The 24,938-nt window shown below is 65.5% G+C and carries 13 protein-coding genes; all 13 read left to right on the top strand.

Going from position 1 to position 24,938, the window contains the following annotated elements:
* The first annotated feature begins 107 nt into the window (after window positions 1-107).
* The 13 genes from urtB to BI327_RS38385 all read left to right on the top strand — a co-directional run bounded on the left by urtB (window position 108) and on the right by BI327_RS38385 (window position 24,901).
* Window positions 108-977, top strand: a complete 870-nt coding sequence (urtB, locus tag BI327_RS38445) for an urea ABC transporter permease subunit UrtB (protein ID WP_076866843.1) — start codon at window positions 108-110, stop codon at window positions 975-977.
* 16 nt (window positions 978-993) lie between these two features.
* Complete coding sequence (gene urtC, locus BI327_RS38440) at window positions 994-2,133, top strand: urea ABC transporter permease subunit UrtC (protein ID WP_076866842.1); 1,140 nt, start codon at window positions 994-996, stop codon at window positions 2,131-2,133.
* Complete coding sequence (gene urtD / locus BI327_RS38435) at window positions 2,130-2,882, top strand: urea ABC transporter ATP-binding protein UrtD (protein WP_076866841.1); 753 nt, start codon at window positions 2,130-2,132, stop codon at window positions 2,880-2,882. The genes urtC and urtD overlap by 4 nt, the downstream gene beginning before the upstream one ends.
* Complete coding sequence (urtE, locus tag BI327_RS38430) at window positions 2,875-3,567, top strand: urea ABC transporter ATP-binding subunit UrtE (protein WP_076866840.1); 693 nt, start codon at window positions 2,875-2,877, stop codon at window positions 3,565-3,567. The genes urtD and urtE overlap by 8 nt, the downstream gene beginning before the upstream one ends.
* 29 nt (window positions 3,568-3,596) lie before the next feature.
* The gene (locus tag BI327_RS38425; protein ID WP_028331418.1) at window positions 3,597-4,634 is read left to right on the top strand and encodes an aliphatic amidase; all 1,038 of its coding nucleotides are present in this window, start codon (window positions 3,597-3,599) and stop codon (window positions 4,632-4,634) included.
* An 81-nt stretch (window positions 4,635-4,715) separates the two neighbouring features.
* Window positions 4,716-6,050, top strand: a complete 1,335-nt coding sequence (locus BI327_RS38420) for a purine-cytosine permease family protein (RefSeq protein WP_076866839.1) — start codon at window positions 4,716-4,718, stop codon at window positions 6,048-6,050.
* Window positions 6,051-6,085: 35 nt separating this feature from the next.
* A complete protein-coding gene (locus BI327_RS38415; RefSeq protein ID WP_076866838.1) occupies window positions 6,086-7,105 on the top strand; it encodes an alpha/beta fold hydrolase in 1,020 nt (339 codons plus the stop codon).
* 49 nt (window positions 7,106-7,154) lie between these two features.
* On the top strand, window positions 7,155-7,967 hold the full coding sequence (locus tag BI327_RS38410; RefSeq protein ID WP_283807840.1) for a CbbQ/NirQ/NorQ/GpvN family protein: 813 nt from the start codon (window positions 7,155-7,157) through the stop codon (window positions 7,965-7,967).
* 14 nt (window positions 7,968-7,981) lie between these two features.
* Window positions 7,982-10,270 (top strand): nitric oxide reductase activation protein NorD, encoded by a 2,289-nt coding sequence (locus tag BI327_RS38405; RefSeq protein WP_076866930.1) that lies wholly within the window; start codon window positions 7,982-7,984, stop codon window positions 10,268-10,270.
* 208 nt (window positions 10,271-10,478) lie between these two features.
* On the top strand, window positions 10,479-11,153 hold the full coding sequence (locus BI327_RS38400) for a TonB C-terminal domain-containing protein (RefSeq protein ID WP_076866836.1): 675 nt from the start codon (window positions 10,479-10,481) through the stop codon (window positions 11,151-11,153).
* A 31-nt stretch (window positions 11,154-11,184) separates the two neighbouring features.
* Window positions 11,185-11,667: an RNA polymerase sigma factor gene (locus tag BI327_RS38395; RefSeq protein ID WP_245335061.1), complete on the top strand. Its 483-nt coding sequence runs from the start codon at window positions 11,185-11,187 to the stop codon at window positions 11,665-11,667.
* Window positions 11,668-11,761: 94 nt separating this feature from the next.
* On the top strand, window positions 11,762-12,757 hold the full coding sequence (locus BI327_RS38390; protein WP_076866832.1) for a FecR family protein: 996 nt from the start codon (window positions 11,762-11,764) through the stop codon (window positions 12,755-12,757).
* A gap of 144 nt (window positions 12,758-12,901) precedes the next feature.
* Window positions 12,902-24,901, top strand: a complete 12,000-nt coding sequence (locus BI327_RS38385) for a filamentous haemagglutinin family protein (protein WP_076866829.1) — start codon at window positions 12,902-12,904, stop codon at window positions 24,899-24,901.
* The last annotated feature ends 37 nt before the right edge of the window (window positions 24,902-24,938 follow it).

Genomic DNA, 24,938 nt, shown 5'->3' with positions numbered 1-24,938 from the left:
GTCGGCGTGCGGCGCCGGCGGCCGGCACCTCGCAACGAATGCCGCCCCTCGCACGCATCGGGCAGGGGCAGGGCGCAGCAAACGAACATTGAAGACTGGATCCCGGCGTGGACCAATTCATCGAACAAATCGTCACCGGCCTCAGCATCGGGTCGATCCTGCTGCTGGTGGCGCTCGGGCTGTCGATCATCTACGGCTCAATGGGCATCATCAATCTCGCGCATGGCGAGTTCGTGATGCTCGGCGCTTACGCGGCCTGGGTGTTCCACACCTATCTCGGGCTCGGCCTGCTGGCGAGCCTGGTTCCGATCTTCCTGGTGGTCGCCGCGTTCGGCTGGGTCATCGAACGCTACGTCCTGAGCCTGCTCAACAACCGGCCGTTGGATACGATCCTCGCGACCTGGGGTGTCGGCATCATGCTGCAGCAGGCGGTGCGGCTGATGGTCGGAAGCGAATTGCGCTACGTCCAGCTGCCGCCGGCGCTGTCCGACAGCATGAGCGTGTTCGGGATCCCGGTGTCGTCCTATCGGGTGTTCCTGTTCGTGGTGTCGATCGCGCTGTTCGGGGCGACCTGGCTGCTGATGAACCGCACCACGGTCGGGATGAAGCTGCGTGCCATCATCCAGGACCGTTCGGTTGCCGCCTCGTTCGGCATCAACGCCAAGCGGGTCTATGCGCTGACCTTTGCCTATGGCGCCGGCCTTGCGGGCCTTGCCGGCGCGCTGGTGTCGCCGCTCAAGAGCGTGTCGCCCGACATGGGCACCGGCTATGTGGTCGATGCCTTCATGGTGGTCGTGCTCGGCGGCGTGCAGAGCCTCGCCGGAACGGTGGCGAGTGCCTTCATCCTCGGCGAGCTCTCCGGCGGCATCGCCTTCCTGCAGAACGATACGGTGGCCAAGGCGATCGTGCTGCTCGCCATCGTCGTCCTCATCCGCTTCCGCCCCGAAGGGCTTTTCACCGCACGCGTGCGGGCCTGAGACAGATCGCTCATTCATGCCGTCGAACGTTACTAACCCCAACGGATTGCAGCGCCTGATCGCGCAGCTTGCACCGATACTTGTCGTCTGCGCGATCGTGTTCGCGCTGCCGGTGCTGCTCAACAATGACTTCCTGCTCAACAAGGTCGCGCGTTATCTGGTGCTGGGGATCCTCACGATATCGCTCGGGCTGTCCTGGGGATTCGGCGGCATCCTCAATCTCGGCCAGGCGATGAGCTTCGGGCTCGGCTCCTACGCCATGGCGATGGCGCTGAAGCTCAAGACCGTTCCCGTGCACACCGGAGCAAGTGGCCTGCCGGACTTCATGGTCTGGAACAACGTCCAGCACCTGCCATGGTTCTGGGAGCCGTTCCGCTCGCTGTCCTTTGCCATCGCCGCGGGCCTGATCGTGCCGGCGCTGGTCGCGGCGGCGCTCGGCTGGTTCATGTTCCGCGGACGCGTCACCGGCGTCTATGTCTCGATCATCACGCTCGCCACCATGGTGGTGATCAATCTCGTGATCATCGACCAGCAGAGCTTCACCGGCGGCTTCAACGGCATCACCGATCTCGCCCAGCTCGAGTTGTTCGGCGTCGCCTTCGATGCCTATGGCCGCGCGACCTACTATCTCGTAGCCGGGTGCGTGCTGCTCAGCCTGCTGGTGGCCTTTGCCTTTACGAAGTCCAAGGCCGGCCTGATCGTGCAGGCGATCCGCGACCACGAAAGCCGGGTGCGCTACTTCGGCTACGACGTCGCGCTCTACCAGATATTCGTGTTCGCGCTGTCGGCTGCGATCGCAGGCCTCGCCGGTATGCTCTACACCGTCGTGATGGAGTTTGCCTCGCCGACCTTCCTCGGCGTGCAGCTTTCCCTTTCGGTGGTGGTGTGGTGCGCGGTCGGTGGCCGGCAGAGCCTGGTCGGTGCCTTCCTCGGTGCCGTGCTGGTCGCCGGCATGCAGGGGGCGTTGTCGGAGTCCGCGGCGTTCCTGGAAACCTGGACGCTGGTGATGGGCGCGCTGTTCGTGCTCGTCGTGCTGTTCCTGCCGAAGGGGCTCGCCGGCCTCGCACAGGTCGTTTGGCGCTGGATCGTGCAGCGCCGACAGGCCTCGACCCGCGGCGTCGCCCAGGGCGTCGGCCAGACGGAGGGCAGCACATGAGCTCGCATCTCGATCTCCGCGACGTCTCGGTCAGCTTCAACGGCTTCAAGGCGCTCAACGCGCTCAACATGAGCGTGCGCAAGGGCGAGCTGCGCTGCCTGATCGGGCCGAACGGCGCCGGCAAGACCACGGCGCTCGACATCATCTGCGGCAAGGTCAAGCCGAGCGCCGGCACTGTCAGCTTTGACGGCACCGCGCTGCAGGACCTCGAGGAATATGAGATCGCCCGCGCCGGCGTCGGCCGCAAGTTCCAGGTACCGAGCGTGTTCCGCGAGCTGTCGGTCTCCGAGAATCTCGACGTGGCGCGCGCCCGCCGCACCTCCGTGCTCGGCAATCTGCGCTGGAATATCGGCAATTCCGGGCGAGAGGACATCGAGCGGCTTGCCGAACTGGTCGGGCTCACCGAACAGCTCGACCGCCCGGCCGCCTATCTGTCGCACGGCCAGACCCAGTGGCTGGAGATCGGCATGCTGGTCGCCCAGGACGCCGAGCTGATCCTGATGGACGAGCCGACCGCGGGCATGACGGCGCAGGAAACCCGCAAGACCGCCGAACTGTTCGCGCGGTTGAAGGGCAAGCACACGCTGATCGTGGTCGAGCACGACATGGGCTTTGTGAAGGCGATCGGCGACATCATCTCCGTCATGCACATGGGCCAGATGCTGGCTGAGGGCACCGCGGCGGAAGTCGAGGCGCATCCCGAGGTGCGCCGCGCTTATCTCGGATCGGGAGGCATCAGCCATGCTTGAGCTGACCGACGTCGACGCTTTCTATGGCAACAGCCGCGCCTTGCAGGGCATCAACCTGATGGTCGGCAATGGCGAGTTCCTGTCGGTGCTCGGCCGCAACGGCGTCGGCAAGACCACGCTGATGCGCAGCATCCTCGGCCTGATGGACCGCTGCACCGGACGGCTGTCGCTCGACGGCGCCGACATCTCGCCGCTGCGGACCTATCAGCGCGCCAAGGCCGGCATCGCCTATGTGCCGCAGGGCCGCGGCATCCTGCCGAAGTTCACCGTGCGGGAGAACCTGACGCTCGGAACCTTCGCCGCGAAATCCGCCAACGGCATCGAGGAGTGGGTGCTCGAGCTGTTCCCGGTGCTCAAGGATTTCCTCAACCGCTATGGCGGCAATCTCTCCGGCGGCCAGCAGCAGCAGCTCGCGATCGCGCGTGCGCTGCTGGCCCAGCCCAAGGTCATCCTGCTGGACGAGCCGACCGAGGGCATCCAGCCGAACATCGTCGAGCAGATCGAGGACGTGATCACCCGTCTCAATCGCGAGCGCGGCATCACGGTCGTGCTGGTCGAACAGAATGTCGCGTTCGCGCGGCGTGCGTCTCACCGCTTCGCGCTGCTCGAAAAGGGACGCGTCGTCGCCAAGGGCGCGATCGGTGAGCTCACCGATGATCTCATCCAGCTGCACATGGCCGTGTAGCGGGAATTATCAGGAAAGGGAGTCGAGACATGTTGCATGGAGACATATCGAGCAGCAAGGACACGGTCGGCGTTGCCGTGGTCAATTACAAGATGCCGCGCCTGCACACCAAGGCCGAGGTGCTGGATAACGCGCGCAACATCGCCAAGATGGTCGAAGGCATGAAGCTCGGCCTGCCGGGCATGGATCTCGTGATCTTCCCGGAATACTCGACCCACGGCATCATGTACGACTCCAAGGAGATGTACGAGACCGCGTCGTCGGTGCCGGGCGAGGAGACCCGCATCTTCGCCGACGCCTGCCGCAAGGCCAAGGTCTGGGGCGTGTTCTCGCTGACCGGCGAGCGCCATGAAGAGCATCCCAACAAGGCGCCGTACAACACGCTGATCCTGATGAACGACAAGGGCGAGATCGTGCAAAAGTATCGCAAGATCATGCCGTGGGTGCCGATCGAGGGCTGGTATCCCGGCGACTGCACCTATGTTTCTGACGGCCCGAAGGGGCTGAAGATCAGCCTGATCATCTGCGACGACGGCAACTATCCGGAGATATGGCGTGACTGCGCCATGCGCGGCGCCGAGCTGATCGTCCGCTGCCAGGGCTACATGTATCCGGCCAAGGAGCAGCAGATCCAGATCTCGAAGTCGATGGCCTGGGCCAACAACTGCTATGTCGCGGTCGCCAATGCCTCCGGCTTCGACGGCGTCTATTCCTACTTCGGCCATTCCGCGCTGATCGGCTTCGACGGAAGGACGCTCGGCGAGTGCGGCACCGAGGAGAACGGCATCCAGTACGCGCAGCTCTCGGTGTCGCTGATCCGCGACGCCCGCCGCAACATGCAGTCGCAGAACCATCTCTTCAAGCTGATGCACCGCGGCTATACCGGGCTGATCAATTCCGGTGACGGCGACCGCGGCCACGCGGTCTGCCCCTACACCTTCTACAAGAACTGGATCACGGATCCCGAAGGCACGCGCGAGATGGTTGAAGCCATGACTCGTCCGACCGTCGGGACCGATGAATGCCCGATCGAGGGCATTCCGAACCAGAAAGTCGCACATCGTTGATCGGAGAAGTCGCGCCGTGCCGGCGCGATCATTTGCGCCGGCGCGGTTCTGAAACTGTTGCAAGGGGAAACGGGGGTTACCATGAGCAGCCAAGCAAATAACGGACTGGTTCATCAGACCGAGGAGCAGATCGACGATCTTCTCGGCCACGAATTCGAGCACGAGCCGGTGCCGATCAGCGCCCGGCGCAGCGCCTTCTCGGTCACGATGGTGTGGCTGGGCTTTCCGATGATCATCACCGGCGCGATGACCGGATCGCTGCTGGTGCTCGGCATGGGCTTCAAGAATGCGCTGGTGGCGATGATCATCGGCAATCTGATCATGTTCGCCTATGTCGGCGCGCTCGGCCTGATCGGGACCCGCCGCGGCATGAACTTCGCGCTGATCGCGAGCATCGTGTTCGGCAAGAAGGGCTACGTGCTGGCGTCGGGCCTGCTGTCGACCTTGCTGCTCGGCTGGTACGCGGTGCAGACCGGCATCACCGGCGCATTGATCTCCTCGACCTACGGCCTCAACTATGTGGCAATGACCATCGTTGCGGGCGTGCTCTATATCGCGATCACCTTCGTCGGCGTGAAGGGATTGCACTATATCGGGCTGGCATCGGTGCCGCTGTTCGTCGTGCTCGGGCTCTGGGTCGCGGCCGACGCCGCCTCGACCACGACGTCAGCGGCGATCTTCGGTTATGCCGGCAATAATGGCGTCGCCAGCATGTCGATGGGCGTCGGCCTCACGGTGGTGCTGGCGCTGTTCATCGACGCCGGCACCGTGACGGCGGACTTCAACCGCTGGGCGCCCAGTTCGCGGGCATCGCTGCTCGCCACGTTCAGCGCGTTTCCGTTCGCCAATCTGGTGGCGATGCTGGTCGGCGGCGTGATGACGGCGGCGCTGGCCGTGCCGAATGCCAATCCATTCGGTGTCGACAACATGTTCGGCTTCATGAACGGCAAGCAGCTGACCTGGCTCAGCATTCTTGCGTTCATCTTCCTCTACACCAACCTCGGCTCGGTCTGCTCGCACTGCCTGTACAATGCGGCGACCGGCTGGTCGCGTATTCTCGGCACCAACATGCGCCTGATGGCCGTGATCCTCGGCGCCATCGGCATCGTCGTCGCCGCCGGCAATGTCTGGGCGTTCTTCATCCAATGGCTGTCGCTGCTCGGCATCCTGGTGCCGCCGATCGGCGCGATCATTCTGGTCGATCAGTACCTGCTGCGAACCGACGCGCGTGCGGACGTCGACTGGCGGGCGAAGCCGTTCATTGCCTGGGGCATCGGGTCGCTGTGCGCCTTTGCGGTTGAAAATCTGATGCCGGGGTTGTCCACTGCGATCTCAGCCGCGCTGGTCGCCGGTATCGTCTACGGGGCGATCGCACGGGTGGAATCTTCGGCAGAGAAGGTAGCGCGTCCCGCGTAAGCGACGATCTCGATCAAGCAAGAAGGGTACCTCAAATGAGCGTCGACTATCAGATCTTTGATCTCGGCAATCTGGCCTTGCAGCGCGGTGCGACCATCCGCGACTGCAAGCTCGCCTACAAGACCTTTGGCCAGCTCAATGCGGCCAAGGACAATGTGATCGTCTATCCGACCTGGTACTCCGGCCAGCACTACGACAATGAATGGCTGATCGGATCGGGCATGGCGCTCGATCCGGCGAAATACTTCATCATCATTCCCAATATGCTGGGCAACGGCCTGTCGTCGTCGCCGAGCAACACGCCGGAACCTTATAATGGACCGCGCTTCCCGCAGGTGACGGCTTATGACAATGTGCGGGCCCAGCACCGGCTGGTGACCGAGAAATTCGGCATCAAGCACATCCGCCTGGTGGTCGGCTGGTCGATGGGCGCGTTGCAGACGTTCCATTGGGGCGCGCTCTATCCCGACATGATGGACCTGCTGGCGCCGTTCTGCGGCTCGGCCAAATGCTCGCGGCACAATTTTGTGTTCCTCGAGGGCGTCAAGGCCGCACTGACCGCGGATGCCGCGTGGAAGGAGGGCTGGTACACCGACAAGCCGGCCCGCGGCCTGCGTGCCGCCGCGCGGGTCTATGCCGGCTGGGGCTTCTCGCAGGCCTTCTATCGCGAGCAGCTCGACATCAAGACCATGGGCTATTCGTCGCTGGAGGATTTCCTGGTGGCGTTCTGGGAGGGCTTCTTCCTGCCGAAGGATCCCAACAATCTGCTGACCATGCTGTGGACCTGGCAGAACGGCGACATCAGCGCCAACGAGATCTACAACGGCGACTTCAAGGCCGCGCTGCGAGCGATCAAGGCCAAGACCTATGTCATGCCGGGACAGACCGATCTCTACTTCCCGCCCGAAGACAGCGAGAACGAGGTCGCGAACATGCCGAACGCCAAGTTCGTGCCGGTGCCGTCGATCTGGGGCCACTTCGCGGGCGGGCCGGGCACCAACCCGGTCGATGTCGCGTTCATCGATACCAAGCTCAAGGAGCTGCTCGCATCGTGAGCTTGAATGGTTGCGAACGGCTGCCTGCGTGATCATGGGAGGCGTGAGCTTGTCCAATTCCGCTTTGCTGCTCGACCAGTACCGCATCCGGGAGGAGCCGTATTACCGGCCGCTCAAGGATGAGGTCGAACTGTTCGGTGCAGCCTATGCGAACCGCATGCCGGTGATGCTGAAAGGCCCGACCGGCTGCGGCAAGACCCGCTTCATCGAATACATGGCCTGGCGGCTCGGCCGACCGCTCATCACGGTCGCCTGTCACGAGGACATGACGGCCGCCGATCTGGTCGGGCGCTGGCTGCTCGATGCGGAGGGGACGGTGTGGAGTGACGGGCCGCTGACGACGGCCGTGCGTCTCGGCGCGATCTGCTATCTCGACGAGATCGTGGAGGCGCGTCAGGACACGACGGTCGTGATCCATCCCCTGACCGACGATCGTCGTGTGCTGCCGCTGGAAAAGCGTGGCGAGTTGATCCACGCCCATTCCGACTTCCAGCTCGTGATCTCCTACAATCCGGGCTACCAGAGCGCGATCAAGGACCTCAAGGAATCCACCAAGCAGCGCTTCGCGGCGCTGGATTTCGGCTACCCCGACCGGTCGGCGGAAACCGAGGTGGTGTCGCGCGAGGCCGGCATCGAGCCGAACCTTGCCGATCTGCTGGTGAAGATCGCCCAGCACAGCCGCAATTTGAAAGGCCAGGGGCTTGATGAAGGCGCCTCGACCCGGATGCTGGTCAATGCCGGCCGCTTGATCGGCTGCGGCATCAGCCTCGAAAAGGCGTGCGAGACCACGATCGTGGTCCCGCTGACCGACGATGCGGACACCAGGAACACGTTGCGCGACGTGATCTCGGCCTGCGCGTGAACGGAAGTCTCGAGGTGGCGGTCGCGCAAATCAGTTCGCTCGAGAGCTTCCGATCCGCCCGCCGGCTTGCGGCGCTGTTGCGCGGCCACGATGACATCGGCTCGGCCGTGCAGGCGGCGCGAGCCGCTTTGCTTCGGACAGGTCCACTCGATCACGTCGCGGCCTGGGACGAGGCTGTGCACGATCTGTTTGCGGCCAATTTCGGCCAGGCCGTGGTGTTGGGCTTTCTGCGCCTATCGGAGCAATGGCCGGCGCAGCGACCGATCGATGATCTGGTCGCGATCGGCCGCGCCGCGGGCGATGTCGGCCGCAATGCTGGAAGCCGCGTCGCCCATGCGTTGCTGACCGAACTGTCCAAAGTGCTGCCGCGGCTCGCGGCCGCCGGCGAACTCTCCGCCGTTCTTGCCGCGCTCGGCCAACTCGCGGAGATGGGTCCGGAATCGGTCGGCCTTGCGATCGGCCGCTTGGGGCAATTGCTGGCGCATGCCGGGGGCGAAGATTTTTCCGCCTGGGTTTCTGCCGGCCTGCGCGCAAGCGGCAGCCGCGCGGCGCGGCGGCGCGCTTATTTCGCGCTCGACGATCCGCTGTCGATGCGGCTGTTCGCGGTCGGCCGCACCGGCGATGATTTTGCACGGCTGGAGAAGCGCCTCGCCGCGACCACGACCGCGCTGTGGAACAGAAAGCCGCGTTTCCGCAAGCTAGCCGTTGCACCGACGCCGGTGCCGCGACGTGCCTCGCTTGCCGCCGGCTTCATCGGCTTGCCGGAGACCTTTGCCGGCTTCGAGGGCGAGGGGGCGGACGCTGTCTATCTCGCGGCGGTCGCGCATGCCGGAGCACATCTGGTGCATTCCACCGTGCGCTTCCCCGTGGGGCGATTGAAGGCGCTGCAGATCGCGCTGGTCTCGCTGATCGAGGATGCCAGGGTCGAGACGCTGGCGCTGCGCGAGATGCCCGGCCTGCGCCGGCTCTGGATGCCATTCCACACCGCAGCGCCATCGGGGCAGGCAACGGCGGCCGGGCTGATGATGCGGTTGGCGCGGGCGCTGATCGATCCGGACTACCAGGATCCGGATGCCTGGGTGACCAAAGGACGTACGCTGTTGGCCGCTGCCGCCGACCGCTGGACCGATCCGGCCATCAGCCGCGAGATCGGCGGACTGCTCGGCAACGACATCGGGCAGATGCGGCTGCAGTTCAACGCCAAGAGCTATGTCGTCGAACCCGCCTACCGCGACGACAATCTGGCGCTGTGGGATTTCGGCGACCAGCCGGACAGTCCGACCGAGACGATCGAACTCGCGGCCGATTCCGTGCGCATCGAGCGGCGCGACGATGCGGCTGGGCAATCGACCGACGACAACGCAAGGCCGGACGAGACGCTGCGTGCGAAGGCCGGCGCGGTGACGCTGCTGGACGGATTTCCGGTCGCGACCTACCCGGAATGGGACTATGCGGCGCGTACCGAGCGGGCCGACTGGACCACGATCCTGGAGGCCGATGCGGTGGCCTCCGCGCAGCCGTTCGATCCTTCGACGGATGGCGAGGCGATGCGCTGGATCACGGAGCTGACCCGCGATGCGTCGATCGGCCGTCGTATCAGGCACAAGGGCCAGCGCGATGGCGATGCGCTGGACATCGACGCGGCGATCGCGCTGACGATCGAGCGGCGGGCCGGCAGCATCAGCGAGCCCAGGGTCTACCAGCGCGACGCGCCGGGACCGCGCGATCTCGCCATTCTGCTGCTGCTGGACCTGTCGCAATCGACCGCCGACCGTGACCGCCGTGGCCGGACGGTTCTCGACGTCGAGCGCAAGGCGGCCGCGATCATGGCCACGGCGGTCGATGCCGCCGATGATGCGATCGCCGTGCACGGCTTCAGCTCTGATGGCCGCGGGCGCGTGCGCTATCTCCGCATCAAGGGCTTTGAGGAGCCGATGGACGCCGTCGTTCGATCGCGTCTCGCGGGCCTTCGCAGCAGCCATTCCACCCGGCTGGGCACGGCGTTGCGCCATGCCGGGGGCTACCTCGCGGAACGGCGCGCGTTCCGGAAGGTGCTGCTGGTCCTGACCGACGGCGAGCCGTCCGACGTCGATGTGCCCGACCCACAATATCTTGTGGAGGACGCGCGCCGTGCCGCGCAGCAGCTGCGGCGGCGCGGCACCGATATTTTCGCTTTTGGGATAGGCGAAGACAGATTTCCCCAGCTCGATCGCATTTTCGGCGAGCGCTACGCACTCCGGGTGCCGCGCATCGAGGTGTTGCCGCAGCGGGTGATGCAGCTTTATGCCGAACTGAAGAAATAAAGAGTGCCGCCGCCCGGAGCGCGGTCCCCATCCGCCGCCACCAGCCTACGCACCGCTGTCACACTTCGGCGCTATCGTTGCAGATTGGACACAGCGGCGCGCCCGGGAAACAATCGACGCGGATACGATGAGTATTGGATATCTTTCGAGGGGCTTGGCAGGGCGCCCCTCAGACGCTCGTCGATTGTGCGTTTTGATCTGTCTTTGCGTGCTGGGCGCCGGCACCGATTTCGCGATGGGACAAGAGAGTCCGATTGCTTCTGCTCCGCGCATCAGCTTCGATATTCCGTCGCAACCCCTGACATCCGCGCTGGAAAGTTACGGCGCCACGTCGAAGCGTGAGGTGCTTTACGATGCGCGGCTTGCGACCGGCCGGGTCTCCGGCGAGGTGAGGGGCGTTTTCGCGCCTTCCGAAGCCTTGCAGCTCCTGCTTGATGGAACCGGCCTTGTCGGCCGTCTGGTGTCGGAGAATGCAGTGGTGATTGTGTCCGCGTCTCCGGCTGCCGGGCAGCGGACAACGGCCGACGTCGATACGCGAAAGGGCGATCCAGTCCTTCGTGCCCGTTACTACGCCGTGGTGCAGGAGCGCGTTCGGGAGGCATTCTGCAGGGACAGCGCGCTGCGGCCGGGCCGTTACCGGATCGCCGTGCAGTTCTGGATCGCTCCGACGGGAACTGTCGACCAGACCCGACTGCTGGGCAAGAGCGGCGATGCGCGCATCGATAGCGCGATCGAGACCACCCTTCGCGGATTGAAGATGAAGGAGGTGCCTCCGCCGGGCATCTCGCAACCCCTCACGATGGTCGTGGCGCCGCGTCCGTCCGAGCAGGCGCAGGACTGCGCCGGTATCGACGCAATCCGTACCAGCGGCGGAGCGAACTGATCGTGCTGCGATGAGTGACGCAACCCGGACCATGCTCCGCAGCTTCCTGGCTGCCCGTTACGATGATCTCAAGCTGCGGCTAAGCCGCCGTCTGGGATCGGCGGAGCTTGCCAGCGATGCGTTGCAGGACACCTATGTGCGTCTCGGGAAGGCCGAGGTGGCGGGGTCGGTGCAAAGCCCGGCGGCCTATCTGTTCCGCATGGCCGTCAACGTCGCAATCGACCGGCAGCGGGCCGAGAAACGGCGTTTGGCGCGCAACGAGGTCCAGGATCTGCTGCATATCGTGGACGACGCCCCGGGGCCCGGCCAGATCGCGGAGGCCCGTTTCGAGATCGAGGCGCTGGAGAAGGCGATTGCGGAGCTGACGCCGCGCCGCCGGGTCATCCTGCTGGCGGCGCGCCTTCAGGGGATGCCGCAGCGGGAAATCGCCAACCGGCTCGGGGTCTCGCTGCGTTTGGTCGAGAAGGAGCTCCGCCTCGCCCAGGAACATTGCGCATTGAAGCTCGGAAAATAGTTGTGCGGTTTATGGCCATGGCGAACGTCAATTGGACAAGCGGGCGTCCGGGCTGCGGAGGCAGCCGACGAGGTGCGCTGCGAGGCAAGTCTGCATGACGGGTAAAGGCGGCAAATCGGCGATGGGGCTCGGCGCAATGGAGCGTGAAGCTCACGCCTGGGTGCGGCGCTTGACGTCCGGCGACGCGACGGTCGACGATGCCGATGCATTCCAGGCGTGGCGCCGCCAGAGCGCAGCTCATGCGATTGCCTTTGCGAAGGCCAGCAAGCTTTGGGACACGGTCGGCAACGCCGGTCATAATCTCCGCTACGATCCTGCATCGCTTGGCGTCTTGCTGGATGGCGAAGCCAAGCGCGTGATGACGCGCAGGCTAGTGCTTCGCGGCGGCCTCGCGACCGCCGCCGTCGCGGCTGGAGCGGTGGCGCTGCGTCCGCCGCTCGAACTCTGGCCGTCATGGTCCGAGCTTGCGGCGGACTATCGGACGGGGACGGGGGAGCAGCGCAAGCTCGCATTGAGCGACAGCGTGTCGATCAACCTGGACTCACGAACCAGCATCGCCCTGCGGCCGGACCATGGCGACACCAGCCGGATCGAGCTGATCTCGGGACAGGCATCGATCGCAACCACCCCGCAGGTCTCGAGACCCGTGACCGTGATCGCGTCGAGCGGTCAAACGGTCGCGACGCACGCCTCGTTTGACGTGCGCTACCTCGGAGCCGAGGTGCGCGTCACCTGTCTCGGCGGCGAGGTTCGCGTCGAGCATCAGGGGAATGCTCGCATTGTTCGCGAACGGCAGCAGATCGCCTATGACGGCAGACGCATGAGCGACATCGTCGCAATCGATCCCGCCGTCGAAGCGGCCTGGCAAGAAGGTTTGCTGATCTTCCGCTACACGCCTTTGCCCAAGGTGGTGGAGGAGGTGAACAGGTACCGATCGGGCCGGATCTTCGTCGTCAATGCCGAGCTGAACGCCCATCTGATCAACGGCCGCTTTCACATCGACCGGATCGACGAGGTTCTCCTCCAGCTCGAGCAGGCCTTCGGCGTGAAGGCGAAAACACTTCCCGGCGGCATTGTGCTGCTGAGCTGAGGAGGCGACGCGCGGGTTACGAAAAAAGTGCGAGTCCGGCGTGCGGGTCGACCCATTCGGGATCGTCACAGCCGCAAGGGTCCCGGTGCTGGCGCCGGGACACGAATATTCGGCTCCGCGTCGCCCGCGCAAGAAAGCGATTCCATGGCTCCCGGCTTCTCCAGGTCTTTGTCCCGCGCGTCCGTTCGCGCCGCGTTGTTCGGCAGCGTCAGCGTCGCGGCGCTCCTTGCCAATGCGCCGGTGGCCGCGCGCCCGTTCGGATCGGCCGGGACCGCGTCACCGTCGGCCGCAGCGATGGCAGCGTCGCAATCGACCGCACAGGATGCGGCGGCGGCCGCCAAGCAGGGCCAGGATGCGATGGCGCGGGCCACGCGCGCCATCCAGGCGATGCAGGCCTTGCAGAGTGCGGCGCGCAGCTCCGCGCAGGCCTCGCAGCGTTCGGTGACGCTGCCGCAGGTCGCCGTCCCCAACGGCCTCGCGCCCGGCGGCCTGCAGGTGGCGCCGGGATGGCAGGGGGCGAATGCGCCGACGCAGGCGGTCGATGCCGCCGGTCAGACCCAGGTCGGCATCCAGCAGACCAGGGCGCAGGCGATCCTCAACTGGAATTCGTTCAACGTCGGCGCGCGCACCACGCTGACCTACGACCAGCAGGGCAATGCGAATTGGGTGGCGCTCAACCGCGTGGTCGGCAGCACGGCGCCGAGCCAGATCCTCGGCAACATCAAGGCCGACGGCGCGGTCTATGTGATCAACCAGAACGGCATCATCTTCGGCGGCGCGAGCCAGGTGAACGTCGGCTCGCTGATCGCCTCGACCGCCGGCATCACCGACACCCAGTTCCTCAGCAACGGCATCTACTCGCCGCAGGCGAGCGGCCAGTACGTGCCGAGCTTCACCGATGCCCGTGGCGCCGTGAAGGTCGAGGCCGGTGCGTTGATCTCGACCAGCGCGCCGTCCTCGGTGACGCAGGGCGGCGGCTTCGTGCTGCTGATGGGAACCGAGGTCAGCAATGCCGGCTCGATCAGCGCGCCGCGCGGCCAGGTGCAACTCGCCGCCGGCAACGACTTTCTGCTGCGGCCGGGCTACAGCACCGACGCCAACCAGGCTTCGACCACGCGCGGCAATGAAATCTCGCCGATCGTCCGCGACGCGATCGCCGCCGTCGGCAACTCGGGCCTGATCTTCGCCCAGCAGGGCGACATCACGCTCGCGGGCCGCAGCATCAGCCAGGACGGCGTGCTGGTCGCCACCACCTCGGTCAATACCCGCGGCACCATCCATCTCCTGAACGCAGCCTCCGATGCTGCGGGCAGCATCACGCTCGGCGGCGGCAGCCTGACCGCGATCCTGCCCGAGCTCGACAGCACCGACACTGCGCTCGACAGCCAGCGCAGCCAGCTGGTCGCCGATTCCAGCGCGTTCGCTCATGTGCCGGTCGCCAACGCCCAGTTCGACAACCTTTCCCGGCTCTCCGACCGGCTCGATCAGGGGCGTATCGAGGTCGTCAGCGGCGGCGATGTGATATTCAAGGACGGTTCGGTCACGCAGGCGCAGGGCGGCCAGGTCTCGGTCAGTGCCGGTCGCCGTGTTTTCGCCGAGAGCGGATCGATCATCGACGTCTCGGGCGTGCGCGGCGTGCTGCTGCCGATGTCGGCCAACAACCTCCTGATCAACGTGCAGGGCAATGAGCTGCGCGACTCGCCGGTCAATCGCGACCAGGACGCGCTGAAGAACGCCGATGTCTGGATCGACGCGCGCGACCTGGTGCTGGTCCCGGCGGGCACCGGCGGCTATGCGACGGACCGCTACTATACGCCGGGCGGCCTGCTCGAGGTTTCCGGATATCTCGCCAATACCGCCCACCGGATCGGCGAATGGGCCGCGATTGGCGGCACCGTCACGCTGTCGGCGCAGGAAGTCGTCGCGCAGAAGGGAGCGGTGTTCGACGTCTCCGGCGGTTCGGTCAGCTATCAAGGCGGCTACATCCAGACCACCAATTTGCTCGGCGCGGACGGCCGTCTCTACAGTGTCGGTCAGGCACGCGCCGACATGCAGTTCTACGGCTTTGGCGGGGGATTCATTCGCGAGCACAAGCTCGGCGGCAAGGTTGCGCCGAACCTGACCGAAATCTGGACCAGCCCGTTCGGCAACGGCCGCCTGACGCGCCGCTGGGAGGACGGCTACACCATCGGCCGCGACGCCGGCTCTCTCATCCTGTCGACGCCGACGTCGGTCTTCGAAGCCGACATCGTTGCTGACGTCGTCACCGGCTCACGCCAGACGACGGCCCGGCCGGTCGGCACCACCGACGGCTACAAGCTGTCTCAGAATGTCGCGCCACTCCAGGGCAAGCTCGCGCTCGGTGGCTATTCGGGGCTTGGCCTCACCGATGCCTCCGCTGCGCGCGTGGTGTTCGGCCGGACGCCTGAGATATCAGATGCGCTGAACGTCACGTCGGTCTTGCCTGACGATCGCATCGGGACCGCACTGTTCAATTCGGACGCGCTCAATGCCGCCAGGCTGGGCGGTCTCAACATTGCGAGCAGCAAGGAAATCGTCGTCGAGGCGCCGCTCGAGCTTGCCCCCGGCGCGCAGGTGACCTTCACGGCGCCGCATGTCGAGATCGGCGCAAACGTCACGACGCATGGTGGCAGCGTGACGCTGACCAATCTCATGCATGCCGTGTTCGGCCAGGGGCAGAACGAGCAATGGTGGGCGCTTCGCGACGCGGACGGCAAGTCGCAGATGACGATCGGCCAGAACGTCACCGTTGATCTCAGCGGGTTGTGGAGCAACGCGCTGACCGGAACCGACGTGTCCGGCCAGGCGCATGTCGATGGCGGCAACTTCACCGTTTCGACGACCGGCGGCGTCACGCTTGCGGGCGGCTCGCTGATCGACGTGTCGTCAGGTGGTGCGATCCTGGCGACCGGCAAAACCAAGGGCGGCAAGGGCGGCAATGTCGGCCTCGTGGCCAATGACTATTCGCATCTGGTCTGGACTCAGTTCTTCACCAACCCGCTCGTTCTCGACGGCACGATCCGCGCGTATGGCTTCGCCGGCGGCGGCACGCTGACGCTGAACGCGGGCCAGGAGATCGCGATCGGCGAAGCCGTGGCCGATGCGCTGGTGCTCGATCCCGCGCTCTTCCAGTCCGGCTTCACGGCCTACAACATCAGCAGCAACACCGGCATCCAGATCGGCGAAGGCACGCGCGTGGATGCCGTGGTGCCGGTCTATCGCTTCATCCAGAACAGCTACTCCGCGCCGAGCGGCAGCCTCGTCGCGGATGCCGCGGAGCTCTGGACGCCACCCAGGTTCACGATCGATTCCTTCAAGCAGAGTGCCACGCAGCGCGTCGGCGCCGACGTGACGTTCTGGAGCCTGCATGATTTCACGCTGGCGAAGGGCGCGTCGATCAATGTCGATCCCGGGCGCTCGGTCTCGATCTACGCCAATCGCCAGACGGTCATCGAGGGTGCGATCACGGCGCCGGCAGGCAACATCCTGATCACGAGCTTGCAGGATGCCCCCGGCGACACCCGCTACAATATGGGCTACGGCGAATTCGGCCTGACGCGTTCGTTCTGGATCGGCGATGACGCGGTGCTCGATGTTTCGGCCCGCGACGCGGTGGGGCGCGACGACCGCGGGCTCTCCTATGCGGCCATACCCGACGGCGGCTCGGTCCGGATCGGCGGCACGGGCGCGCTCGATGCAGACGGCTATCCCGTTATCAGCGATGCGTTCGTGATCGTTCGCCCGGGCGCGCTGATCGATGCGTCCGGTACTTCGGCGGTGGTCGATGTCCAGAATGGCAAGGCTTATGTCCCGACGCCCGCCGCAAGCGACGGCGGGGCGATCTCGCTTTATTCGAGCTTCGGCATCGTGCTCGACGGCACCTTGCGTGCGGCCGCCGGCGGCAGCGGCGCGTCCGGCGGCTCGCTGAGCCTGACCATGTCGTCGCGCGGCTATGTTGTGGGGCAGCCCGACGCGCACTCGCCTTACGCCGCCGGCGATCTGCCCGAGGCGTTCCAGAGATCGCGTGATATCACGCTGGTGCAACGCGCCGCGGGCAGCGGCCTGAGCGCCGATCTGTTGCCCGGCGAGGCCGATCCGGCTTTGCAATACGGACGGACGGTCATCGGCGTCGACCAGATCGCGAAGGGCAGCTTTGGTTCGCTTTCGCTCTACACGCGCGATCTTCTGCTGTTTGACGGCAATGTCGATCTCAGCTTGTCACGTAGTCTTCACCTTTCCAGCGGCGTCATCGCCGCGGCGCCCGGCACATCCAGCGGCACAATCCATCTGTCTGCGCCCTATGTGCGTTTTGACGGCGTATACGACGCGGCAAAGGCGCAGGCGCAGGTGGGGTATTCCCCCGGAATCAACAACCTTCGCGTCCGCAACCCGGCGGCCGGCGGCAGTTTCACGGTTTCAGGCGATCTGATCGACCTCTACGGCAATGTGCAGTTCGGCGCGACCGGTGTGCAGGGCAGTGGCGACGTCGATCTTGGGCGTCCCAAAAGCATTCCATTCGATGCCCGCGGCTTTCATCAGGTCACGCTGCAGAGCAATGGCGACATCCGGTTCGGCACCGGCGGGCTCGACGTTGAAAATCTCGCCCTGACCGCGGACCAGATCTATCCGTTGAGCAGCGCAGTTGCGACCATCACGGTCGGGCTCCGCCCAAACGGCATATTTTCCGCCTACGATCCCGACGCCAGTCTCATCATCCGCCGCAATGACGATGCAACGCCGGCGGTTCCGGCTTCGGTCTTCGGTGATCTGATCTTCGTTGCAGCCAACATCGACCAGGGTGGCGTTGTTCGTGCGCCGCTGGGGCGCATCTGGTTCAACAACTACAACCAAGGCATCGCCAATGACGCGCCCTCCAGCTCGCGTGTCATCTTCCGCGGCGGCAGCATCACCTCCGCGAGCGCGGCCGGCCTGACCATGCCGTTTGGCGGGACTTCGGACGGCATCACCTACCAAGGTGCGGATGGCACGCTGCGCAATCTGGCGGGCGCCTCTTATGACGATCACGCAGGTAACACGTTGATCGCGAGCGGCGTTTCGATCAGTGCCGTTTCAGTCGTCGGTGAGGCGGGGGCCGTGCTCGATCTCACCGGCGGCGGCACGCTCACCGGCGCGGGCTTCGTCTCCGGCCGCGGCGGCTCGGTCGATGTGCTGAAGACGGCGCTCGTCAATGCCAATCCGGTCAACAACTACAGCGCCGCCGGCAACAAGGTCTATGCGATCGTGCCCGGTACCGCCGCCAACTACGCGCCGGTGATCGCCACCAATGGCGCCGGCGATCCGGCGATCGGCCAGCAGATCACGCTTCCCTCCGGCGTGCCGGGAGTCCCGGCCGGGACCTATACGCTGCTGCCTTCGAGCTATGCGCTGGTCCCCGGTGGTTATCGCGTCGAGCTTGGAGCGACCGGAACCGCCGTGATGGCGCCCGTGGCCGCGGGCAATGGCTCCATCGTCACATCGGGCTTTCTCGGCGTTGCCAACACCGGGATCAAGGACACGCTGCCGACGCGGGTGATCATCACCTCGGGGCAGACCACGCGGCTTTATTCGCAATACAACGAGACCGGCTATGCGGATTTCGAGCGCGCGCAGGCGGCCACGTTCGGCGGCTTCCGGCCCCGCCTGCCGGAAGACGGCAAGGTGCTTCAGATCAGCCTTCTCACGCCGGTCGGCGGCGGCAAATCACTGTCCTTCGCAGGCACCGCATTGTTCGATGGCGCCAAAGGCGGCGTCGACGGCACGCTGATCATCACACCGTCGAACACGTCGTCGGGGCCTGCCGTGCTCGACATCACCGCGCCGGGGGCCGCGGCCATTGCCGGGCATACGTCGGTGTCGAGTGACGATATCAATGCCTTCAAGGCGCCGACATTGCTGCTGGGCGGCTCGAGCACCTTCTTCTCGGAGGGGCCCGGGGATGGTGCCAAGATCTATTTTAGCGGCGCCTCGACCGCGGCCGTCAACCTGCTCGATGGGGCCACCATTCGCGCGGGCCAGGTGTTCCTGGTCGGCGCGGCAGTCAACATGGCGGGTGGGGCGACGATCGATACGCGCGGATTGAGCGGGAACGTCATCGATTCCACGCTCGGCTATGTCTATGGCAACATCGCTCCCTATTCGACGGCATCGCCCGCCGGCAGCCCGGCCGTGCTCGCGGTTGCCAACGGCTGGTTCCAGTTCCTGGATGCGGTCGGGCCGGGAAAGATCAGCATCGCGAGCGGCGCTTCGCTGCTGACGGATGGGAGTGTCGTGCTTGCCGCGCCGGGCGGGCTCACGATGGGTGACGTGAACTTCGCGGCGCGCTACCTCAATGTCACGCAGGAGCAGGTCAATGTCGGCACCGAGGCCGCGCTTGCTGCGGCGCAGGCCGCGGGCCAACTGCCGTCAGGGTGGAATCTCACGCAAAGCGTGCTCGACAAGCTGCTGCGGCCGTCGACGACCGCCGGCAGCCCCGCGCTTGAACAACTGATCATCACGGCGAGCCGCGCCTTCAATATGATCGGCAGTGTCGACCTGGACGCCACGCGCCAGGGCGCCGGTTCCTCCGGCGCGCTGAAGTTCGTTCTCAACACGCCGGCGATCTATGGTCTTGGCACGGCCAGCGACACCGCGAGCGTCACCGCCGATACGCTGGTCTGGAACGGCATCCGCAGCGGAAGCGGCACCGCGTCAAGCCCGTACGGCAGCCAGGCGCCGGCCGCTGTCTTGCCGGGGGGACCCGGCACCGGACTGGGGCATCTCGCGATCACGGCCAACGAGATTCTGTTCGGCTACGACGCGTCGCTGAGCAAGCCGACCGATGGCGCGACGCTGAACCGTCTCGTGCTTGGGTTCTCGGACGTCACCCTGACGGCGGCCAAACGCATCACATCGAACAGCGACGGCACGCTGAAGGTCGGCCTCAGTCAAGGCAGCAACGGCGTCCTTCAGGGCGGGGTTCTCACCATCGCGACCCCGCTGATCACGGCAAGCAACGGCGCGAAGCTCGATGTCGCCGCGGGTGCAGCCTTGCGTCTGGTCACGCCGGCTGGGAGTGCGCCTGCGGATACGCTTGGCGTGACGGATCTCGGCGGGACGCTCGCTTTCTCCGGCGACAGCGTCTTGGTCGATACCGCATTCGCTCTGCCGTCCGGCAAGCTGACGCTCAATGCCACGCACGACCTCGTGCTCGGCGGAAACGCAGTGCTCGACCTGTCGGGTCGCAGCATCGCTTTCTTCGATGTCACCAAATTCAGCTGGGGCGGCGATCTCATCCTGAACTCGGCCAACGGCAATATCATCCAGAATGCAGGGTCGCTGATCGATGTCTCGGCCGTGAACAACGCGGCCGGCACGATCGCGGCCAAGGCGATCGATGCCGCGCATGGACAGGTTGCGTTCGGCGGCACGCTCGAGGGATCGTCGACGGGCGACTACGATAGTGGGCAGTTCACGGTCGCGGCGCAAAATTTCGGCGATTTTGCCGCGTTGAATGCCAAGCTCAACGATGCCGGTTTCTTCAGCGCCCGCAGCTTCGATCTCCGCCAGGGCAGCCTCGTCATCGGCGACGGCGTCAAGGCGAGCACCGTGACGGTCTCGGTCGACCAGGGCAGCCTCACTGTCGCCGGCAGGATCGATGCGAGCGGCGCGAAGCCCGGTACCGTCCGCCTGTCTGCGCGCGACGATCTCTGGCTCACCTCGAATGCCGTGCTCGATGTTCATGGCAGCGTGCTGCAGACCGATAGCTATGGCGCGGCGATCGAAGCCGACAACACCGCGCATGTCGAACTGACCACGACGAAGGGCACCATGACGCTGGCGGCGGGCGCAACCATCGATATGACGTCGCCGGACGGCGCGGCTCGCGGCAAACTCGAGCTCAATGCGCCGCGCCGCGGCGGCACCGGCGGCGATGGCGCGGGCGCTAACGATATCGCGATCGACGCCCGCGGCCCGCTCAAAATAAGCGGTGCCCGCAGCATCGCGATGAATGCCTTCCGCACCTACGATCTTCCCGGCGGCAGCATCATTGATCAGGCCTACCTCGATGGCCTCAATGCCAACAGCGCGGCGTTCATCAACGCTGCGCTCCAGAACGGCGGTTTGCAGAACCGCCTTGCCGGGCTCGCGGCCTACGGCTCCGCCTTCCATCTGCGGCCGGGCCTGGCGATCAAGTCGAACGGCGATCTGTCGACAAGGGGCGACCTCGATTTCTCCGGCTATCGCTACGGACCGAGCGCCGATCCCGCCGTGCGCGGCTCCGGCGAGCCGGGCGTGGTCGTCGTCCGTGCCGCCGGCGATTTCAAGATCAACGGCAGCATCACGGACGGCTTCGCACCGCCGCCGGATTCGCCGGATTCGCGAAAGACGCTGCTCAACATGGCCAATGGCCCGCTGACATCCAACTATGTTGTCACGTCGCAAGGTGCTGTGATTCTCGCGGGATCGGTGCTGCCGCGCACGGCCGGGAAGATCAATCTGACACTGACGTTCGGAGACAACACCAAGATTGGCGTGACGCCCTTGGCGGCGAATCCGACACCGATCGCCGTCGTTCTGATCCAGCCATACAAGCTCGGCTCGGGAGCGCCGACCACGTTGGCGACCCTGAAGGGCGGCAAGATCATCGCGCCCGACGGCACGGTCCTGCACGATGCGAGCAACCCGGCGACGGCGGCGATCAAGCGAGGCGAGCTCTGGCCGATCGGGACCACGATCACGAAGGGCGCCTATTTCGACCGGCAGCTGATCAACGGCACGCTTGCGCTCTACGTCAAGGGTTTCACGCTGCCGCCGCTGACGGATCATTCCCTGTTTGCCGATTATACGTTCAATCAGAACATCGCCGTTCCGGTTGGCTTCGTGCTTCCGCAGAACATGCAGGTCACGCTGACCGGGCCTGGCGATAACAAGATCTGGGCGATCGCGCCGATGCTCGCGCCGCAGATGCAATCCTGGTCGATGCGGCTCGTCGGTGGCGCCGATCTTGCCAGCGCGGACGGTCGCGCGCTGCAGACGGCCGACAGCCTCGCTGGATCCGGCAATGTGGTGCTGAACAACCCGTTCAATGTCACCACCAACAAGCCGACGACGCCGGGCGTCAGCGTCGTGCGCACCGGCACCGGTGACCTCGAGATCCTGGCCGGCGGCAACTACGATCAGCAGACGCCCTTCGGCGTCTACACGGCCGGCACGGCAATCAGGGAGACCGGGACGGCGCAGAACGACCCCTACAACATCAGCCGGGGCAAGTTCTTCGATGGCACGTTGCTCGGTGCGGCGAACGCCGACTATGAATCGACGCTGGGCTCGCAGCGAATGTACTATCCGGAGCATGGCGGTGATTTCCTGCTTGTCGCACAAGGCGACGTCAAGGGGACCCTGACGACGCGCGCAACCGAGATCGGAACCTGGCTGTGGCGCCAGGGCGGTACGGAAATCGGCCAATACACTGCCTGGGGCATCAACTTCGGCAGCTATACGTTCAATCCGTCGCTCGGCGACAACCAATTGGCCTTGAACCTCTCCGCCTTCGCCGGTCTCGGCACGCTCGGCGGCGGCAATGTCACGCTGCAGGCGGGCGGCACGGTGGGGGGCGCAGGTCGCGGACTGATCATCGCCGTCGGCGGCAGCGGCCGTGTGATGGGCGATGGCAGCCTGGTGCAAACGGGCGGCGGCACGCTGTCGGTGAAGGCGGGCAATGTCGGCACCGGCGGCAATCAATTCGTGAACCTGCGCGGCGCGATGGATATCGCGACCGGGGACTTCGGCAGCATGACGGCGACGAATACTCGCACTGATGCCGGGGCGGATCCGCGGCCGATCAATCCGCTCACGACCTATTCGATGACCACGCTCGACGGCGGGGATTTCGTGCCGGGCGACAGCGTGATCAACGTTCGTGCACGTGGCGATCTGGCCGTGGGAACCATTCTCGATCCGGGCCGAGCCGGCGTCACCGGCTTGACGGCCGCCGGCAACGGCAGCACGACCGGCGACGGTGCGAGCTGGTTCACGTTGTGGACAGGGACGACGGCAGTCAACGAATTCGCCGCGGGCGGTTCGCTGGCGTCGGGCACTGCGCCCGATATCTCCCGGTTCCTGCCGCCGGTCATGCGGGCGATCGCGGCCAACGGCAACATCTACAATGCGGGCGGCGGGATGTTGCTGCCGTCACCGGGCAGCGTGCTCGAGGTGCTGGCGCAAGGATCGATCTTCGGCGGTAGCCCCGCAATGGGTCAGTTGATGACGTCGACGTCGTCTCTCGCGACACCATTCCGGCCTGCCTGGGCGATCTTGAACTCCAACCAGTACGGACTGGCCGTGACCGCCTCCAATTATTGGGGCGATTATGCCGCCGTGAACGATCAAATCGGCGGGAGCCCGGTCTACTCCTACAATGCAGGCGGATATCTGTTCGCCTTCGATGCAAATACGGTGAAGGACAAGGCCGTGCTGGACCAGGTCGAACCGGCACGCATCTATGCGGTGAGTGGCGATATCGCCGGCATCACCTATGGGCAGATCATCACGGCGATGCGGACCATTGGCGGCGTTGCCGTCAGCACTGACTATTATCAGGCCGCAGGCGCGCTGCGAATGCTCGCGGGCGGCGACATCGTCAACACCAAGGGGCTGATCCTGCACGGCGATGCCGATGATGTGTCCACCATCGCGGCCGGCGGCAGCGTCATCTATGCTGGTTGGCCGGGGTTCAATACCAACCCGAAGGGTGGCCTGACGATCACCGGCCCCGGCACGCTCGAAATCACGGCGGCCAGGAACATCTATCAGGGATCGATCGCGACGGTCGAAAGCATCGGAGCGCTGGCCGCCGGCGACAAGCGGCCCGGCGCCAACGTGGTCATGCAAGCCGGCGTCGGCGCGGGCGAGATCGGCGTCGGACAGGTCGACTGGACCGGCTTTGCCAGGCTCTATCTCGATCCGGACAATCTCGCGGGCGCCGGGCCGCTCGCCGACCAGCACGGCAAGGTGGCGAAGACCTATGGGGATGAGCTCTACGACTGGCTGACGGCGCGCTTCGGTTATAGCGGTGCCAAGGCCGATGCGCTCGGTTACTTCTTCACGTTGCCGGCGGAACAGCAGCGCGTCTTCCTGCGGCAGGTCTACTACGCCGAGCTGACCGCGGGCGGGCGCGAGTACAACGATGCCAGCGGCCCGCGTCCAGGCTCCTATTTGCGGGGCCGTGAAGCGATCGCCGCGTTGTTCCCGAACGATGCCGCCTATCGCGGCGACATCACGATGTTCACCGCGGCCTCCGGCACGCCGGGCGCGGCGAACTACAAGATCCAAAGCGGCTTCGTTCACACCGATTTCGGCGGCGACATCCAGTTCCTGACGCCGGGCGGCGGTGTCACGATCGGGACCGAAGGACTGCTGCCGGGCGCCGATGCGGGTCTCATCACGCAAGGCGCGGGCAACATCCAGATCTATTCGCAGAACAGCGTTCTGATGGGCCTGTCGCGCATCATGACCACGTTCGGCGGCAACATCGTGATCTGGTCGGCGGAGGGCGACATCAACGCCGGCCGTGGCGCCAAGACGACAGTGATCTATACGCCGCCGAAGCGCACCTACGACGGCTACGGCAACATCACGATATCGCCGGTGACGCCGTCCAGCGGCGCCGGCATCGCGACGCTGCAACCGATCCCGGAGGTGCCGCGCGGCACCGTCGACCTGATCGCGCCGCTCGGCACCGTCGATGCCGGCGAGGCCGGCATCCGCGCGTCGAGCTTCGTCAACATCGCGGCACTGCACATCGTCAACGCGGCCAACATCCAGGCGCAGGGCGGCGTGATCGGCGTGCCGGTGGTTCAGGCACCCAACATGGGCGCCCTGAGCGAGGCCTCGAACACGGCCGGCGCCTCTGCCAAGCAGGCCGCCGTGCCGCCACCGCGGACGAACGATCAGCCTTCCGTCATCATCGTCGAAGTGCTCGGCTATGGCGGCGGCGATGGCGGCGATGACCAGAAGCGGCGCGGCAACGACAAGCAAAGCCAGTACGACCCGAACAGCGCCTTCCAGTTGATCGGCGACGGCCAGTTGAACGCGGAGCAGTTGAAGAAGCTGACCCCGGATGAGCGGCGTCAGGTGGTGAACTAGCGCGCGCACTCATAAAATCTTTCGATGTCCGGTTCGA

This window comes from Bradyrhizobium mercantei, assembly GCF_001982635.1.
Lineage (GTDB): Bacteria > Pseudomonadota > Alphaproteobacteria > Rhizobiales > Xanthobacteraceae > Bradyrhizobium > Bradyrhizobium mercantei.
This window is presented reverse-complemented; position numbering and strand designations above follow the sequence as displayed.